14 protein-coding genes are annotated in these 15,948 nt (G+C 62.3%); 7 read left to right on the forward strand and 7 right to left on the reverse strand.

Annotated features, from left to right (window positions below):
* Positions 1-50: 50 nt before the first annotated feature.
* The gene (locus tag LGH74_RS01935) at positions 51-596 is read right to left on the reverse strand and encodes a hypothetical protein (RefSeq protein WP_226171083.1); all 546 of its coding nucleotides are present in this window, start codon (positions 594-596) and stop codon (positions 51-53) included.
* Positions 597-677: 81 nt separating this feature from the next.
* Entirely contained in the window at positions 678-1,244 is a 567-nt protein-coding gene (locus LGH74_RS01940; RefSeq protein WP_226171085.1) for a Crp/Fnr family transcriptional regulator, read from the reverse strand.
* 110 nt (positions 1,245-1,354) lie between these two features.
* Here LGH74_RS01940 and LGH74_RS01945 point away from each other — a divergent pair, with 110 nt between their 5' ends.
* Together LGH74_RS01945 and LGH74_RS01950 are read left to right on the forward strand one after the other, a co-directional pair.
* Positions 1,355-1,942 carry a YdeI/OmpD-associated family protein gene (locus LGH74_RS01945; RefSeq protein WP_226171088.1) on the forward strand — a complete coding sequence of 196 codons (588 nt, stop codon included), beginning with the start codon at positions 1,355-1,357 and terminating at the stop codon, positions 1,940-1,942.
* A 157-nt stretch (positions 1,943-2,099) separates the two neighbouring features.
* The gene (locus tag LGH74_RS01950; RefSeq protein ID WP_226171092.1) at positions 2,100-2,759 is read left to right on the forward strand and encodes a porin family protein; all 660 of its coding nucleotides are present in this window, start codon (positions 2,100-2,102) and stop codon (positions 2,757-2,759) included.
* A gap of 24 nt (positions 2,760-2,783) precedes the next feature.
* Here the strand turns inward: LGH74_RS01950 and LGH74_RS01955 are convergent, their stop codons facing one another.
* From LGH74_RS01955 to LGH74_RS01970, 4 genes are all read right to left on the reverse strand, one after another.
* Positions 2,784-3,461, reverse strand: a complete 678-nt coding sequence (locus LGH74_RS01955; RefSeq protein WP_226171095.1) for a lysoplasmalogenase — start codon at positions 3,459-3,461, stop codon at positions 2,784-2,786.
* A gap of 21 nt (positions 3,462-3,482) precedes the next feature.
* Positions 3,483-4,964 (reverse strand): TPM domain-containing protein, encoded by a 1,482-nt coding sequence (locus tag LGH74_RS01960; protein ID WP_226171099.1) that lies wholly within the window; start codon positions 4,962-4,964, stop codon positions 3,483-3,485.
* Between the two features lie 62 nt (positions 4,965-5,026).
* Positions 5,027-6,061, reverse strand: a complete 1,035-nt coding sequence (gene rlmF / locus LGH74_RS01965) for a 23S rRNA (adenine(1618)-N(6))-methyltransferase RlmF (RefSeq protein WP_226171102.1) — start codon at positions 6,059-6,061, stop codon at positions 5,027-5,029.
* A gap of 393 nt (positions 6,062-6,454) precedes the next feature.
* Positions 6,455-6,952, reverse strand: a complete 498-nt coding sequence (locus LGH74_RS01970) for a cold-shock protein (RefSeq protein ID WP_226171105.1) — start codon at positions 6,950-6,952, stop codon at positions 6,455-6,457.
* A gap of 248 nt (positions 6,953-7,200) precedes the next feature.
* Between LGH74_RS01970 and LGH74_RS01975 the strand changes: the two genes are divergently transcribed.
* Both LGH74_RS01975 and LGH74_RS01980 read left to right on the forward strand, forming a co-directional pair.
* Positions 7,201-7,854 carry a T-complex 10 C-terminal domain-containing protein gene (locus tag LGH74_RS01975; RefSeq protein WP_226171108.1) on the forward strand — a complete coding sequence of 218 codons (654 nt, stop codon included), beginning with the start codon at positions 7,201-7,203 and terminating at the stop codon, positions 7,852-7,854.
* A 146-nt stretch (positions 7,855-8,000) separates the two neighbouring features.
* The gene (locus LGH74_RS01980; protein WP_226171111.1) at positions 8,001-9,995 is read left to right on the forward strand and encodes an amidohydrolase family protein; all 1,995 of its coding nucleotides are present in this window, start codon (positions 8,001-8,003) and stop codon (positions 9,993-9,995) included.
* Between the two features lie 9 nt (positions 9,996-10,004).
* Here the strand turns inward: LGH74_RS01980 and LGH74_RS01985 are convergent, their stop codons facing one another.
* Positions 10,005-11,345, reverse strand: a complete 1,341-nt coding sequence (locus LGH74_RS01985) for an alpha/beta hydrolase family protein (RefSeq protein WP_226171113.1) — start codon at positions 11,343-11,345, stop codon at positions 10,005-10,007.
* Between the two features lie 285 nt (positions 11,346-11,630).
* On the opposite strand from LGH74_RS01985, the gene LGH74_RS01990 reads away from it, so the two are divergent.
* The 3 genes from LGH74_RS01990 to LGH74_RS02000 all read left to right on the forward strand — a co-directional run bounded on the left by LGH74_RS01990 (position 11,631) and on the right by LGH74_RS02000 (position 15,947).
* Positions 11,631-13,127 (forward strand): pectate lyase family protein, encoded by a 1,497-nt coding sequence (locus LGH74_RS01990; RefSeq protein WP_226171116.1) that lies wholly within the window; start codon positions 11,631-11,633, stop codon positions 13,125-13,127.
* A 105-nt stretch (positions 13,128-13,232) separates the two neighbouring features.
* Positions 13,233-14,342, forward strand: a complete 1,110-nt coding sequence (locus LGH74_RS01995; protein ID WP_226171119.1) for a M23 family metallopeptidase — start codon at positions 13,233-13,235, stop codon at positions 14,340-14,342.
* Between the two features lie 360 nt (positions 14,343-14,702).
* Entirely contained in the window at positions 14,703-15,947 is a 1,245-nt protein-coding gene (locus tag LGH74_RS02000; RefSeq protein ID WP_226171122.1) for a tol-pal system protein YbgF, read from the forward strand.
* Position 15,948: the final 1 nt, after the last annotated feature.

The raw sequence follows: 15,948 nt of genomic DNA on the forward strand, positions 1-15,948 counted from the left end.
TTGGATGGGAATATCTTACCCGGCGAAGATATCCAATCCGCTGGCTACTGCTACTCTGGCTTGGGGTAGGCCTTAATCTGGTAGGTACGCTGGTCTTTCCAGCGCCGGACGATGCTGAAATACAGCGTGTCATTGTGCTCACTAGGCGCGGCTGGTTCCCCGGTGTACTGGTGATACGCCAGCGCCAGAGGCTGCTTGTCCCACCGGGAGGCCGCCAGATCGAGGCCGTGGCCTTCGTTACCGGGTACCAGCATTGCCTCGGCCGTCGAATCGGCATCGGGGGTGAGGCGGCGGCCCTGGTAGTTGAGCACAAAGCGCGGCTCGCCCAGCTTGGTTATCTGCTCGAAAAAGATGAACCGGTGGGAGGTGCGGGTGCGCTCTTCCACCCAGCAGTCGGTAAAACTAGCTTCGTAATTCTCGAAGCGCAGCGTGGCGGGTTCCACTACGTATTCGCGGAGCAGCAGGCCCTGTTGGCGGGCATCGGCCGTTGAGGCGCAGTTCCATTGGCCGGAGTAACTGTCGCGCACGGTTACATCAAGGTACAGGTAGCCCAGAATGAAACTCAGCAGCAGGCCAGGCAGAATGATCTTGTACATAGGGAGCGGGAAAAAGGACGTCCCAAAGGTGCCTGGCAAGTCCTGCCCTTTTCATGACAAATATCATTTTCGGCCCCGCCCTCAGCTGTGCTTGTTGCGCAGGCGGCTCAGGGTTTCGGGGGCCATGCCCAGGTGGGAGGCAATGTGGTGCAGAGCCACCCGCTGAAACACGGTGGGAAAGTCGCGCAGCAGCAGCTCGTACCGCTCGGCGGCGGTACGAGCGCGCAGGTTTTGGGCGCGCTGCTCGCTCAGCACGTAGTATTTCTCCAGCAGACGGCGGCCAATGAAGTTGAACTCGGGAAAGTCGCGGTAAAAGCCCTGGAGTTGGTCGTAGGTGATGGAATGCACCACGGCCGGCTCCAGCAGCTCCAGGTATTCCTGGGAAGGCTGCTGGGTAAGAAAGCTCAGGATGGAAATAACGAAATCCCCGGCCGGCATAAACCAGGACGATATTTCGCGGCCGTGCAGCAGCGTGTAGCCCCGCACCAGGCCGGTTTCCAGAAAGTATACCCGCCGCGCCACCTGCCCGGGCTGCAGCAGCCGGTGGTGGGCCGGCAGCTGCTCGCGGGTGGTAGCCGCCAACAGGGCGGCCGTCAGGGCCGGACTCAGCGGCTGCAGGGTGTTCAGGAAAGCAAGAAAGCTGGACATGGCAGGCGCGGAAACGAAGCGCAAATATGCGGACTGGAAGCGGGTTTGCAGTCAGAACAAGCCAGCGGCCGGCCGCGGCACCTTTTCCGATTTTCTCAGTTATTTGCCTCATGGCCCGTCCCGATTCCTACCTGCAGTTTCATCCCGCAACCCGCGCCGAGTGGCGGCAGTGGCTGGCGGCCCACCACGCCGAAAGTCCCGGGGTGTGGCTGGTATATTTCAAGAAGGAAACCGGCCAGGGGCGCGTCAGCTACGCCGAGTCGGTGGAGGAGGCGCTCTGCTTCGGCTGGATCGACTCGCTGCCGCGCCGCCTCGATGCCGACCGCACCATGCTGCTCTTTACACCCCGCAAGCCCCGCAGCGGCTGGAGCAAGGTAAACAAGCAGCGCCTGCTGGCGCTGGAAGCCGCCGGCCTGCTGGAGCCCGCCGGCCGGGCCGCCATCGAAAAAGCCAAGCAGAATGGGGCCTGGGAAAGCCTCGACGCAGCCGAAGCTGGCCTAGTGCCCAATGACCTGGCCGAGGCGCTGGCTGCCAACGCAGAAGCGGCCCGCCGATTTGCCGGCTTCAGCCCGAGTGCGCGCAAGCAGCTGCTCTCGTGGGTGCTGGGGGCTAAGCGGCCCGAAACCCGCGCCATTCGCATCGTCGAAACCGTGCGGATGGCGGCCCTGGGCAAGCGGGCCAATTTCGACCAACCGTAGCACAGCTTGAGCGGCGGCTTATGGCTTTCCAGAACGGTATTCATCTGGTAAAAGACTGTCCTGTTAGGGGCCGTAATGCAACTTCCGGCCCCGGGGCGGGCTCTGCTACACAGGAGCCGGGCATTGCCGGCCCTTTGTACTATATATTCCCCTCTTTATGAAACGGATTCTGTTACTCTCGGGCGGCCTGCTGCTGGCCAGCGCGGCCCAGGCCCAGCTGGGGTTGCGGGTGGGCGCCAACGTGACCAGCCTTACCACTCGCCCCGACCAGCCCAATGTTGCCGAAAAAGCTACCGGGCGCGTGGGCTACCAGCTGGGCATGTTCTACGAGCAGAAGCTCAGCAGCCGGTTGTCGCTGGTGCCCGAGGTGCAGCTCAGCCGCCAGAATACCAGCCTCGACATCTCCGACTACACCATCTCCGACGGGGGCTACCAGGCCCAGTACCGCCTGGGCCTCACGTATCTGCAGCTACCCATTCTGCTGCGGGCTACGTTCGGTAAGTTTTTCGTGGAGGCCGGCCCGCAGGTGGGCTACCTGCTCGATGCCCACCGCACCGGCACCGTGGATATGAGCACTATTGCCGGCCTCCAGCACTTCACCGTCGACGACCGTTCACTCAAAGGCTACGAGCGGTTTGATGTGGGGGCCAGTGCCGGACTAGGCGTGAAGCTGCCGGCTGGCTTCGTGCTGGGCGTGCGCGGCTACACCGGTTTCCGCTCCCTTACGCCCAAAGAAAACAGCATTACCCGCCTGCGGGCCATGAAAGGTCAGACGGTGCAGGCCTCGGTAAGCTACCCGTTGAAAGCTTGGCGCTAAAAGCCAGCGCGGCGCACCGGTGGCTTACGCGGGCATTGCCCCAGGCGGCTGGTGCGCCAGTAGGCCCTTCACGATGCAGAGCTGGGCCGTGCTGTAGGTGAGCATAATCCAGAAGCCGGCGGCGGGCAGGGGCGCCAGAAACTTGTTGAGGGCCAGCACCGAGTCGGATACCATAAACAGGCCCGCGCCAGCCGTAACCCAGGCAAAGCTGGCCGGCGTGGTGCGCCCGTAGCGGAACAGGGCCCCGAGCACCATCAATACCAGCACGGCGGCATATCCCAGCACCGGCAGCCGCAGCGGCCCCAGGTGGTCGTATAGCGCCGTAAGCAGGGCCACGCCGGCCCCAATGATAGGCAGCGCCAACAACGCTCGGCGGCCCGCCGGCAGCCCCGGCCCCGCCCACTGGTGCCCCCGGTAGGCTCCGATGTAGCTGCCGTGGGCCGAGAGAAAAGCCAACAGGCCCCCGATGAAAAACAGCGCGTTGCCGTCCTGAAACAGCAGTAGCACGTCGCCCAGCCACGACAGCGCCAGGGCCGCCAGCACCAGCGCGGCCGGGCGCGGGGCGGCCCGGCGGTAGTAGCAGCCCAGAGCCAGCACGATGAGGGGCTTGCAGATGAGGTGCAGCGGTCCGAAATCGGTGAGCATGGCCAGCAGCTCGCCAGCTACAGCCAGCCCAAACAGCACCAGAAAAAGCTTTTTCATAAACGAAAGTACAGCGGAAAGCTACCAGCTGCTGCCCGCTCCGCCGCCACCGGAGCTGCCCCCGCTGCTGGAGGAAAAACCGGACGACGAGGAAGAGGAGCCCGACGAAGAGCTGCCGGACGACGAAGACAGGCGGGCCGTAGTGTATTTCTCCTTTTTGGTATGCAGGCAAAAGGCGCAGTACCACACGTGCCAGCCCCAGCCGCCGTGGGAAGTAGTGGCGGCCTCCATTTCCTCGTCGGGCTGGGGCTGGGCGGTGCGGTGGTGGCACTGCTCACAGGCTTCCACGTCGGTGCCGAGGTTGGCGTATTCGAGCGTGAAGCGGTGCTGGCAGGCCGCGCAGTGCCACACGTCGTAGTCGACGGACTCTACCTGCTCTTCGGCGAACTGGCCGGGCTGCAAAGCCGCGTCGTCCTGGGTTTCGTCGAGGCGGTGCATGGGCTGGGTGCAGGCCGGGCAGGCGTAGGCAGCCTCGCGCAGGGCCGCCATGCGCCGCTGGTGCCAGGGCCAGTAGAAGGCCAGCCCCAGCGGAAACAGAAAGCGCAGAAAGCCCAGCCCGTGGTGCGCCGTGTTGAGAAACGTGTAGCGGGCGTGGCGACTCTGGCCGGCGTAGCGGGTGCCCAGCAGCTGGTTTATCAGCAGCAGATAGCCGTGCAGGTAAAGCAGCGGCCAGCCGTAGCTCAGGGCCATCAGCAGCCGCGGCGACACCGGCAGGTCGAAGTACACGGTGGCGGCCAGCACCCCCAGAATCAGTAGCAGGCCCCCAAACAGCACGGTGTGGTAGGCTTTGGCAGTGCCCGTCCGAAACCATAGCACCAGTACTAGCACCACCAGGAACAACACGGCGGCTATTACGCCGAATGCCTCCGAGTCGCTCCAGGCCTTGGGGTCGGTGGATTCAACGGCGAAGTCACCTTCTTCAGCCAACGCCATAGCCGGGGTTTCGGCCAGAGCGGCAGCAGAGTCGGCGGGCAGCTCGAAGTGGCCGGTACTGAGCTGGCGGATGAGGGCGGCCACACCCTGACGGATGGCGGCATCGTAGCGGCCCTGGCGTAGCTCGGGCACCATATAGCGCTGCTGAATGCGGAAGCAGATGACGTCGGGCAGGTCGGCTTCCAGTCCGTAGCCGGTTTCAAACTCCACCCTATGCTGATCCTCGACCAGCAAGAGCAGCAAACCGTTGTTCTTCTCCTTATCCCCGATTTTCCAGCGGTTAAACAGCGCCGTAGCAGCCGTTTTGGGCACTTCCTGCCCGATACTGCGCGTAAGCACCACGTCGATATGCGCCCGGCCGGCCTGGTCGAGAGGGCGCAGTACGGCGTTCAAATCCTGCACCGTGGCTGGTTGCAGCAGGTGGTCGGGGTCACTGACGTAGCTTTGTCCCAGCGTCTTCGGGTCGGGAATAGTAGTCAGATAGGAGTTCTGGGCCACGGCCGGAGCGCTAGTCCAGAACCAAGCCAGCAGCACCAGCACCCGGATCAGCAAACAACGTGAGAGGAGCATAGGGCGCGGAGCTACGAGGGCCGGAAAAGAGGATTGACCGGCCAAAGAAAGCAATACCCCGCTTATTCGGCTGCCGGCTCTATTGCCGGCGCCGCGGCCGCGCCTTTGGCCGGGTGGCCGCCGGGCTGACTGGCCGCCCACCGACGCTGCCGCCACTGCTGCTGCTGCTCGGCATCCTGAAACGTCCAGGCCACGATGCGGCTTACTTTCTGGCCCTGGCTCATGCCAATGGTGCGCACATCGACGGCACCCAGTTTCTGCAGGGTTTTGTAGAGGCCCGGCAGGGTTTCCTTTTTCGAGATGAGCGTGCTAAACCACAGGCAGTTGTGGCGCTGCATGAGGCTTTCGTTGGCCATGCGCCAGGTAAAGGTGGCCTCGCCGCCCTCGTACCACAGCTCGTGCGACTGGCCCCCGAAATTGGGCCCCGCGGCGCTACTACCAGTAGTGCCCAGGTTTTGGCTTTTGCGGCGGGTAGCGGCTTCGGCTTCGGCTTCCGAAGCGTGAAACGGCGGGTTGCACATGGTCAGGTCGAATAGCTCACTGCCCCGCACGATGCCGCTGAAAATATCGGTGGAAGTGGCTTGCAGGCGGCATTCGACGGTGCCGGCCAGACCGGGGTTGCTGGCCGCAATCTGCTTAGCCACGCGCACGGCCACGGGGTCTACGTCGGAGCCCACGAAACGCCAGCCATACTCGCGGTGGCCGATGATGGGGTAAATGCAGTTGGCGCCCGTGCCCACGTCGAGTACCCGTACCCGCTTGCCGGTCGGCACCACGCCGTCGTTCATTTCCGCCAGCAAGTCGGCCAGGTAGTGAATGTAGTCGGCGCGGCCGGGAATGGGCGGGGCGAGGTAGCCGGCTGGAATGTCCCAGTTCTGAATACCGTAGAAATGCTTGAGCAGCGCCTTGTTCAGGGCTTTCACCGCCTCGGGACTGGCAAAGTCGATAGAGTCGTCGCCGTGCTCATTGGGAGCTACGAACTTAGCCAGCTCGGGTGCGGTGCGCAGCAGAGCCGGGAAGTCGTAGCGGCCCCGGTGGCGGTTGCGCGGGTGCAGGCCTTCTTTTTCGGCGGCGGTATCCTTGGGCGGTTGGTTCATGAGCAGCAGGGGCAGGGTAAGCGGAGGGAAATGAGCAGCAATAGCGCCCGCAAAGCTACAGATACTTTAGGGGGCAGGTTGAGGCGTGGTTTCAGCTGTTGTTGTGTTGTTTACGCTGTCATCCTGAAGGCAGCGAAGCGGAACGAAGGACGTTTCTCACCTGACTCACCAAGTTATTGCCAACGTGCCAAAGCTCTTCACTACGTTAGCAGCAAAGGACTTTGGCACGTTGAATCATGTTTATCACTCAGACGAGGAATGTCCGTCACTGCGTTCTGCATGACAGATATAACAAGACGACAGAACAAACAACGACTTACTGTTAAACGCGAAGAGGCTGAAGCTCGGGGAGCTTCAGCCTCTTCAAGCCGGCAGAGCGGCTGCGGATGCTAATTACTGAGCGGCTGGGGCAGCCGGGGCCTCGGGAGTAGGCTTCACAGCCATTTTCACCGATACGGCGGTCGGGCCTTTCTGGCCCATTTCCACCTCAAACGTTACCCGGTCATTCTCCTTGATAGGATTGAGCAGGCCGTTGGCGTGCACGAATACGCTTTCCTGGGTTTCCTGATCCTTGATGAAGCCGTAGCCCTTCGATTCATTGAAGAAAGCCACGATGCCCTTGCGGATCGGGTCGGGCTGCTCCATGTCTTCCTGCTTGGAAATGGCAATGCGGATATCCTCCACCTTGATTTCCACTTTCTTCTTGTTCGGATCGGGCGGGGTGGAGGAGATGTTGCCAAACTCATCCACATAGGCCATCATTTCGTCCAGGCTCTGGCCCTTCTTGGCCCCCGCCTGACGCTCTTCCTTGCGGTCAGCCTTATCGTTTTTCTTCTTTAAGCGTTTTTTCTCGTTTTCCTTTTTGCCAAAGGATGCTTGGGATTTCCCCATGGTGTATCTTATTTAGTTGGTGGCGGTGCTGCTTCTTCGGGTGAAGATAAGCACTATGGCCGGACAGACGACGAATATACTATAGTACAGATATATATTCACGAAAGTTCAGCCTTATTCGTACAACTACGGGCCGCGGTAAAAAAAGTACGCGGCCCCCTGGAACGAACCTGCAACCAACCTCCACCGTACAGGGCCAACGGCTGATTTATTAAGCCGCCGCTATTCTCTCACCCATTGCTCTGAACATGAAAAATACGCTGCTCGCCCTCTCCTGCATGGCTGCCATTACCCTCGGCTCGTCGTGCAACCGCGACAAAGCCGCCGCCGTGGACGCGGCCACTACTCCCGCCGCCGATACGGCCGTGGTAGTTGATAACGACGCCCTCTACCAGGAAGAAGGCTACCGGACGGCCGATATGGTAACCAACGACTTGGGTATCACCGATACGGCTCAGGTGCGGCAGGTGCGCCGCGTGTACTACACCCGGGCCAAGCGCCTGGGCGAGGTGAAAACGCGCTACATCAACGACACGACCGGCCAGTACGCCGCCATACGCGAGGTAGATACCAGCACGGATAACGACATCAAAACCGTGTTCAACGACGAGGCCCGCTACAACACCTACCAGAGCAACCGCCCCCGCTACTACGGCTACAGCGACGACGGCGGCACGGTAGTAACCACCACTGAAACTACGACCAGCACCGCGGCCCGCCCGGCCCGCCGGGGCCCGCGCGTAGTGGAGTACGAAAAGAAGAAAAACGGCGAAACCAAGATTGAGTATTCGAACGGCAAAACCGTGAAAATCGACAAGGACGGCGACACGAAAGTGGAGTACCCCAACGGCACCAAAGTGAAGCGCGACGCCGACGACGGCCAGGTAAAAGTGAAAAACTAAGCTGCCGCTCCTGCTCTTTGCGGAAAGGCCCTTACAGATTTGTAAGGGCCTTTTTTTGTGGAGTATAGCCAGCGCAATGCTTCATTTATAGGAACTTGGTAATATTACCACGCTTGTCTTTCATCGTGCTATTTGCTTACCGAGCTATGTCCATCAAACCATATCTACTCCTAGCCGCACTGAGCTGGCCTTTTTGCCCCGCGTTGGCCCAGGCCCAACCGCCACCCGCCTCGGCCGACAGTGGTACCTTTCTGCTGCATAAGTTCGAGCAGCGCATTGGCAAGGAAACCTACCGCGTGACGCGCACCGCCCAGCAGCTGACCTACCACGTCGACTTCAAGTTCGTGGATCGGGGCTCACCGGTGCCGCTACGGGCCCGCCTCCGCGTGACGCCCACCTACGAGCCGCTAAGCCTGGTGGTGAGGGGTAAAACCTCCCGCATGTCGGGCATCAACGACTCCATTGAGCTGCGGGGCGGGCAGGCCTACATTCGGGTTGATGACAAGGTGACCACCCAGCCGGTAGCCCCGCTGAGCTTTCCGGTGGCGGGCTACTCGCCGGGCACCGGGCAGATGCTGCTGCTGCGCTACTGGCAGCAGCACGGCCGGCCCGCCAGCATAGCCACTTTGCCCGCCGGTAGCGTGCAAATCAGCCGCGACGGGCAGGATACGCTCCGGTTTCAAAACCAGCCGCTGGTGCTGGAGCGCTACGTCATTAAGGGCCTGGTGTGGGGCAATGAGCTGCTCTGGACCGACCAGCAGGGCCGCCTGTTCTGCGTGATTACCAACGATGCCGAGGGGGATAAGCTGGAAATGATGTGGCAGCCCTACGAAAGTCTGCTGCCCGAGCTCATCGGCCGGGCCGCCACGCACGGCATGCGGCTGTTTACGGCCGAGGCGGGCACCAAAGTCCGGCCCAAAGCTGCCGTGCTGGCCATTACGGGCGGGGCGGTGCTGGATGTGGTAAACGGTAAGCTGCTGCCCAACTCGGTGGTAGTGGTTGAGAACGGGAAGATTACCAAAATCGGGGCGGTGGGTAAGGTGAAGGTGCCGCGCGGGGCCGAAGTCATTCAGGCGGCCGGCCAAACTGTGGTGCCGGGGCTCTGGGATATGCACGCCCACTTTCAGCAGGCCGAGTGGGGCCCCGCCTACCTGGCCGCCGGCGTCACTACCGTGCGCGACTGTGGCAACGAGTTCAGCTACATCAACGCCATTCAGCAGGCCATCGACAGCAACCAGGGCGTGGGGCCGCGCATTCTCAAGGCTGGTATTATTGATGGCGACGGAAAACGCCCGCTGGGCATTGTGCGGGCCAACACGCCGGCCGAAGCCGCGCAGGTGGTGCAGCACTACAAGGCCAACGGCTTCGCCCAAATCAAGCTCTATAGCTCCCTGAAGCCCGAAGTCGTGCAGGCCATCTGCGCCGAGGCGCACCGGCTGGGACTGACCGTCACGGGCCACATTCCCGACGGCATGACCATTTACCAGGGCGTAGCGGCCGGTATGGACCAGGTAAATCACCTGCCTTACGTGGGCGCGGTGCTGAAGCGCAACCCGGACCGTTCCTACGACCTGCGCGACACGGCCAGCCTGCGGGCCTTCCGGTTTCTGAAGGCCCACCGCACGGTTATCGACCCTACGCTGGGCGTGTACGAAATCATGGGCCGCTCTACCGCCGACGACATTACGACCCTGGAGCCCGCCTTTGCCAAGCTGCCCCAGCCCCTGCAGGCCCTGTTCGTCAGCATGGGCGGCGACCCGAAGGATGCGGCGCAGTTTAAGCCGCAGTTTATGAGCATGATACAGCTAGTGAAAGTGCTCTACGACAACGGCATTACCATCGTGGCCGGCACCGATATGGGGTTTCCCGGCACCAGTATCGACCGGGAGCTGGAGCTCTACGTGCAGGCTGGCCTCACGCCGCTGCAGGCCCTGCAAACGGCCACCATTACCCCGGCCCGCGTGATGAGCCGGGACAAGCAGAGCGGTTCCATCGAAGTAGGCAAGCAGGCCGATTTACTCATCGTGGACGGCAACCCGCTGGAGCAGATTCAGGCGTTGCGGCGGGTGCAGCTGGTGGTGAAGGACGGCCAGACCTACGACCCTGCCCGGCTGCGCGCCCTGGCCGGCTTCCAGCAGTAGCGTCTTGGCTTAGGCCTTTTGCTGCTCGGCGAGCCAGCCCAGAATGACGCGCATAAACTCGAAGTTCTTTTCCGGTGCGGGCGCTTCGGCCAGCTGCATGCTTTCCTGGGGCGTGCGGGCTTTGGTAAAGAAGTGGTCTACGTTGGGCAGCTTCACAAACCGGGCCTGGCCGGGGTGCTCTTTCGTGACGATGTCGAGAATGAGCTGGTGGTCTTCGTCATAGGAAATAAAGTCGGCCTCGCCGCGCAGGGCCAGCACCCGGGTGTTCAGGCTTTTCCAGGCGGCGGCCAGGTTGGCGGCTTCCCACTGCTGCATGTAGCGGTAGCTCTGCGGAAAGTCAATCAGCTCCCGGGCCTGCGGATACCGGGCCAGCACCTGGGCGGGTGTCTGCTTTTCGGTGAGCAGCAGGTGCAGTGCGGCAGCCAGCACTTTCTGGCGGCTGCTAATCGAGTCGAACGGCAGCTCACGCAGTTCGCTCTGGCGGCGGGCGTTCTGCAGCTGGTACTCGATAAAGTTGCGGCTGGCCGTGCCGTATACCACAATGCCCTTCACCGGCTCGCCCTGGGCCACGAGCGGGGCCATGATGCCGCCAATGCTGAAGCCGGTGATAAAGATGTTCTGCTGATCGACAAAAGGCAGCTGCCGGATGGCGGCCAGCCCCGCCTTGTAGCCGCCGGCCTCGGCCTGGAAGTCCGACTCGGGGCAGGGCGTGCCCTGGCTGTCGCCCATGCCGGTTTTGTCGACGCGCATGGTGGCGTAGCCGTGGCGCGACAACGAGTCGATGATGCGGTTGGTGACGTCGGCGCGGTTGAGCGGGTTGTCGACCGAAAAGCAACCTACGCCCTGAATGAAAAGCACCATCGGTACCTGGGCCCGGGCCGGGTTTTTGGGCCGGGTAATGATGGTGCGCAGCTGATTGGTGCCATAGCGCACGGAGGAATACTGGGCCTCGTAAAATGGGCTGCTATCCTTGGGAAAGGCCATAAACGTGACCTGCTTGCGTATTTTCCGGCCGTTGCGCAGCACCACGAACGGGGCTTTGTCGCCGACCCGGTACTGCCGGAGCTGCCCGACAAACTCCCCGACGTTGGACCCCACCGGAGTAGCGCCCATTTTCAGTACCACATCGTTGGGCAGCAGGCCCGCCGCCTGCGCCGACGACTGCGGCCGCACACCCCGCACCAACACGCCATTCTTGTCGGGCAGCTGGTAGCGCCGCTGAATACTGTCGGTGATGCCCTGCAACTCGATGCCGACAAACACGCGGCGGGGCAGCTCCTGGGCTCTGGCGCAGCCGGGGCGCAGCAGGGCGGCGAGGAAAAGCACGGATAGAAGTAGGCGGGTGTTCATAAGTGCAGAGAGTAGAAGCGAAGGAGGTAATGGGCTGCTATACATGGCAAAAGAAGAATATAGCGCCGCCCGGTTGCACCGACTCCCCCTTTCATGTGAGGCCAATGACGTGCCCGGGCCGCTGGCAACGTTGCCGACATCGTTTGCATAAAGAAATACCGGCCGTTGCTGCCGCCGGCCCCGGCAATTCGGTAATATCAGGTTGCGGTAGTCGCGTGGGCCGGTCGGTACCGCTTCCACGGCCTGCTCGGCCGCAGTTTCGCTTCCTCAGCCCTCCCGATGGTTATGCCCTTTTCTGTTCTGCAAGCCCGTCTACGCGGCGGCTCCCTGTTGCCCAACGCCGCCGCGCTGGCCGGGGTACTGCTGCTGGCCTTTCCGGGGCCGGTGGCGGCTCAACAACTGGCTTTTCCCGGGGCCGAAGGTGCGGGCCGCTTCACTACCGGCGGCCGGGGCACGGCTGCCGCGCCCACTACGGTATTTGAAGTAACGAACCTGAATGACGATAAGCAGCCGGGCAGCTTACGCTACGCCCTGAGTGCGCCAGCTGCGGCCCGCACGGTCGTTTTTCGGGTATCGGGCACCATTCATCTGGCCGCGCCGCTGATTATCGACCAAGCCAATACCACCGTGGCGGGCCAGAGTGCGCCCGGCGACGGAATCTGCCTGGCCGACTACCCCGTGAGCATTAAGGCCAGCAACGTCATCGTGCGCTTCGTGCGCTTCCGGATGGGCGACAAAAACCAGAACCAGGGCTTTGTAGACGGGGCCGGCGGCGACGATGCCTTCGGGGGCGGCATGCGGCAGAAGCATATCATCATCGACCACTGCTCGATGAGCTGGAGTACCGACGAGGTGCTGTCGGTGTACGAGTGCGACAGTACAACGCTGCAGTGGAATCTGATGAGCGAGCCGCTCAACTACTCCTACCACTTCGAGAAGGGCGACAAAGACTTTGAGCACCACGGCTACGGCGGCATCTGGGGCGGCCTGCACGCTACCATGCACCACAACCTGTTTGCCCACTGCAACTCCCGCACGCCGCGCTTTAACGGCAGCCGCTACACCCACGCGCCGGGCTACGAAAACGCCGATTTCCGCAACAACGTCATCTACAACTGGGGCGAAAACAACGTGTACGGCGGCGAGGGCGGCAATTACAATATCGTAAACAACTACTACAAGCCCGGCCCCAGCACCAAGCCCAGCGTGCGTGGCCGGGTGCTGAACCCCTACAAGCTGGAAGCCAAACAGCTGCCCTACGGCAAGTATTTCCTGACCGGCAACGTGGTGGAAGGCAACCCCGCCGTAAGCCGCCACAACTGGCGGGGCGTAGACATGAACGGCGGCACCCGCGCCGACACCGCGCTGGCCCGGGTAGAAACGCCCTTCGTGCTGGGCCCCGTAGCCACCCAGGCTGCCCCTGCCGCCTACGAAGCCGTGCTGCGGGGCGCCGGCGCCGTCCGGCCCACTCGCGACACGCTCGACGCGCGCATCGTGCGGGACGTGCGCAGCGGCACCGGCCGCCTCATCGACGTGCAGGGCGGCTACCCCCACGGCACGCCCTACGCGGTTACCCAAAAAGCCTGGCCGGTGCTGAAAACTGCCCCCGCCCCGGCCGACGCCGACCACGACGGCATGCCCGACGCCTGGGAAGCCCGGCAGAAGCTGAACCCCAAAGACGCCGCCGACCGCAGCAAAACCGGCCCCGGCGGCTACACCATGCTCGAAACCTACCTCAACAGTCTGGCCCCAATGCCGGAAACCGCCAAAGCCGGAAAGTAGTGGGTCGGGTTAGTTGATATAGGGAATTTACTATAAAACACGGCGGTTCAGGCAACGCTTGGCGCGGCGGCTTCATCTGCCGGAAAGAACCCACCTTTCCCGCCCATGCTTTCTGCCTTATTCCTGACCTGCCGCCTGGCCGCCGCGCTGCTGCCTGCCGCTGCTAACTCCACTGCGGCCGCGCCCGGCGCCGTCACCATCACCGTAGCGCCTAGCCGCGTGCTGCTCGAAGAGCGGGCCGGCTCCCACCTCAACTTCGATTTTGCGGTGCAGGCCGGCCCCGATTCCCTGTGGCTCTCGAAGGTGGAAGTGTCGGTGTACGACCGGAGCGGGGCGCTGGTGCTGCGCAAATTCGTGGACAACAACGGCTTTAGTCCGTCCGTCAGCAGCTTGTCGCACCGCGTGTTTGCCCCGGGCCAGGTGGCGCTGGTCTTCAACCCGTTTCACACCTTCGCGCCCGACGTGGAAGTGGCCCGGCTGGCCTACACCTTCGAGTTTCAGGATGCCAAACGCAAAGCCGTGACCCAGGCTCTGGACGTGACGCCGGAGCGCTACCAGCCCCGGGCCGCGCTGAAAATCCCAATTACGGGCCGCCTGCTGATCTGGGACGGGCACGACGAAAACGCCCACCACCGCCGCCTCGATTTTCACCACCCGGTGGCCCAGCAGGTCGGTATCCGGTCCAACTTCATGCGCTACGCCCACGACTTCGTGGTGGTGAACGACAAAGGCGAAACCCACGGCGGCGACGGGAAGAAAAATACCGATTACCCCGGCTTCGACCAGCCCGTACACGCCCCGGCGGCCGGCCGCGTAGTGGCCGCCTACAGCGCCCAGTCCGACAACGACAACGGCCAGGACTACTTCAACCCCGGCGACATGGTGGGCAAAGACCCGCTGCTGCTCTACGGCAACTACCTCGTGCTCGACCACGGCAACGGCGAGTTCAGCCTACTGGGTCACCTGCGCCAGAACAGCCTCGTAGTGAAAGTAGGGGATGAGGTGCGCCCCGACCAGGTGCTGGCCCGCATCGGCTCGTCGGGCAGCTCCTACTTTCCGCACCTGCACTACGAGCTGCGCACCGGCGCGGCCATGAACGTGGAAGGCCTGCCGGCTTACTTCACCAAGTTCCGGCTGGTGCGCGGTAGCCGCAGCCGCACCGTGCCCAGCGGCACCGTAGACAGCGGCGACATAGTGGTGCAGGAGCGGAAGTAGTCATTCGCGCTCTTAGGGAAAAGGCCGTCATGCTGTTGCTGCACGACGGCCTTTTCTGCGTAGGCCTTACTAGGTGCCAGCGCTAAGCCCGCCGCCGAAATATTCGCGGCGGTATATAGCTGCTGCGAGCTGGTCAGCCGTAAGAAGCGGCAGAACTCCCGGGCTTTGGCAGCTGTTGCGCTACCAGGGCTGGGAACAGTTGGGAATAAAGCCGTTATTTGATCGGCGGCGCATTACTCGCTTATCCCAGTGTTGCCATCTGCTTAGAGCTGCTTCCTGTTGCGGCCGAGCCTCCAGTAGCGGGGCAGGGGCGGGTAGGGGCACGAGCCGGGAAATCCGGTTGAATAGATTACAGAACGTATGCGGAAATTATTGTTGGTAATGCTGGTCGTGTGCGCCCCCGCCTGGGCTTGGGCCCAACGCGTGGATACCACCAAAAGTCCCCGGCCCATCCGCAAAATTGAGTTGGAAAACGTGGACATCGAGCCGGCCGCCCGCGACGGGAAAGGATGGCTGATGCTCGACAAGGACATCCAGCTGGAGTTGGAAGGCGCCATCCACAACCTCTACAACTTCAAGTATGACAAGGCCGAAAAGCAATTCCGCTCGTTGCGCCGGCGCTACCCCGAGCACCCGCTGCCCTACCTGCTCATGGGCCTGAGCCAGTGGTGGAAAATACTGCCCACCAACCTGCAGGCCAAGCAGTACGACAAGCTGCTGTTTGCATACATGGATACCACCGTGCAGAAAGCCCAGGTGCTCTACGACCAGGACAGCAAAAACTACGAGGCCTGCTTTTTCCTCTCGGCCGCCTACGGCTTCGATGCCCACCTCAACGCCGAGCGCAAAAACTGGACGGCCGCCACGCTCAGCAGCCGCAAAGCCCTGCGCTACCTCGACGAAAGCAAGGAAGCCAACGGCCTGAGCCCCGAGTTTTTGTTTGGCCAGGCGCTGTTCAACTACTACGCCGTCTGGATTGCGGAAAACTACCCGTTGCTGCGACCCGTGCTGCTGCTGTTCCCAAAGGGCAACCGCGCCCTGGGGTTGCAGCAGCTACGCAACGTGGCCGCCAACGGCTTCTACACCGGCATCGAGGCCAAGTATTACCTAATGCGCATCATGTATACCGAGGAAAACAACCTCGACGGGGCCCTGCCCACGGCGCGCTACCTGGCCAACAACTTTCCCGATAACGCCTACTTCCAACGCTTCTACGCCCTGCTCTGCTACCACCAAGGCGACATGATAGAGTGCGAGCGGGTGAGCCGCGAAATTCTGGATAAGATAAACCGCGGCTACCCCGGCTACGAAGGCATCGGGGGGCGCTACGCCACCTATTTCCTGGGCTCCATCGTGCAGAACAGCTACAAGGACATCACCAAGGCCAAAGACTACTTCCAGCGCTGCGTGGTGTTTTCGGAAAGTACCGGCGACGTGAGCAGCGGCTTTTACCTCTCGGCCAACCTGAACCTGGGCCGCATGGCCGACGACGAGAAGGATACCAAAGCTGCCCGCCGCTACTTCACCACCGTCGCCGATAAGGCCGAGCGAAAGTCGCCGCCCTACCGCGAGGCCAAGCTCTACCTCAAAACCCACAAAAAGTAAA

It is taken from the genome of Hymenobacter lucidus (assembly GCF_020447265.1).
Classification (GTDB): Bacteria; Bacteroidota; Bacteroidia; order Cytophagales; family Hymenobacteraceae; genus Hymenobacter; species Hymenobacter lucidus.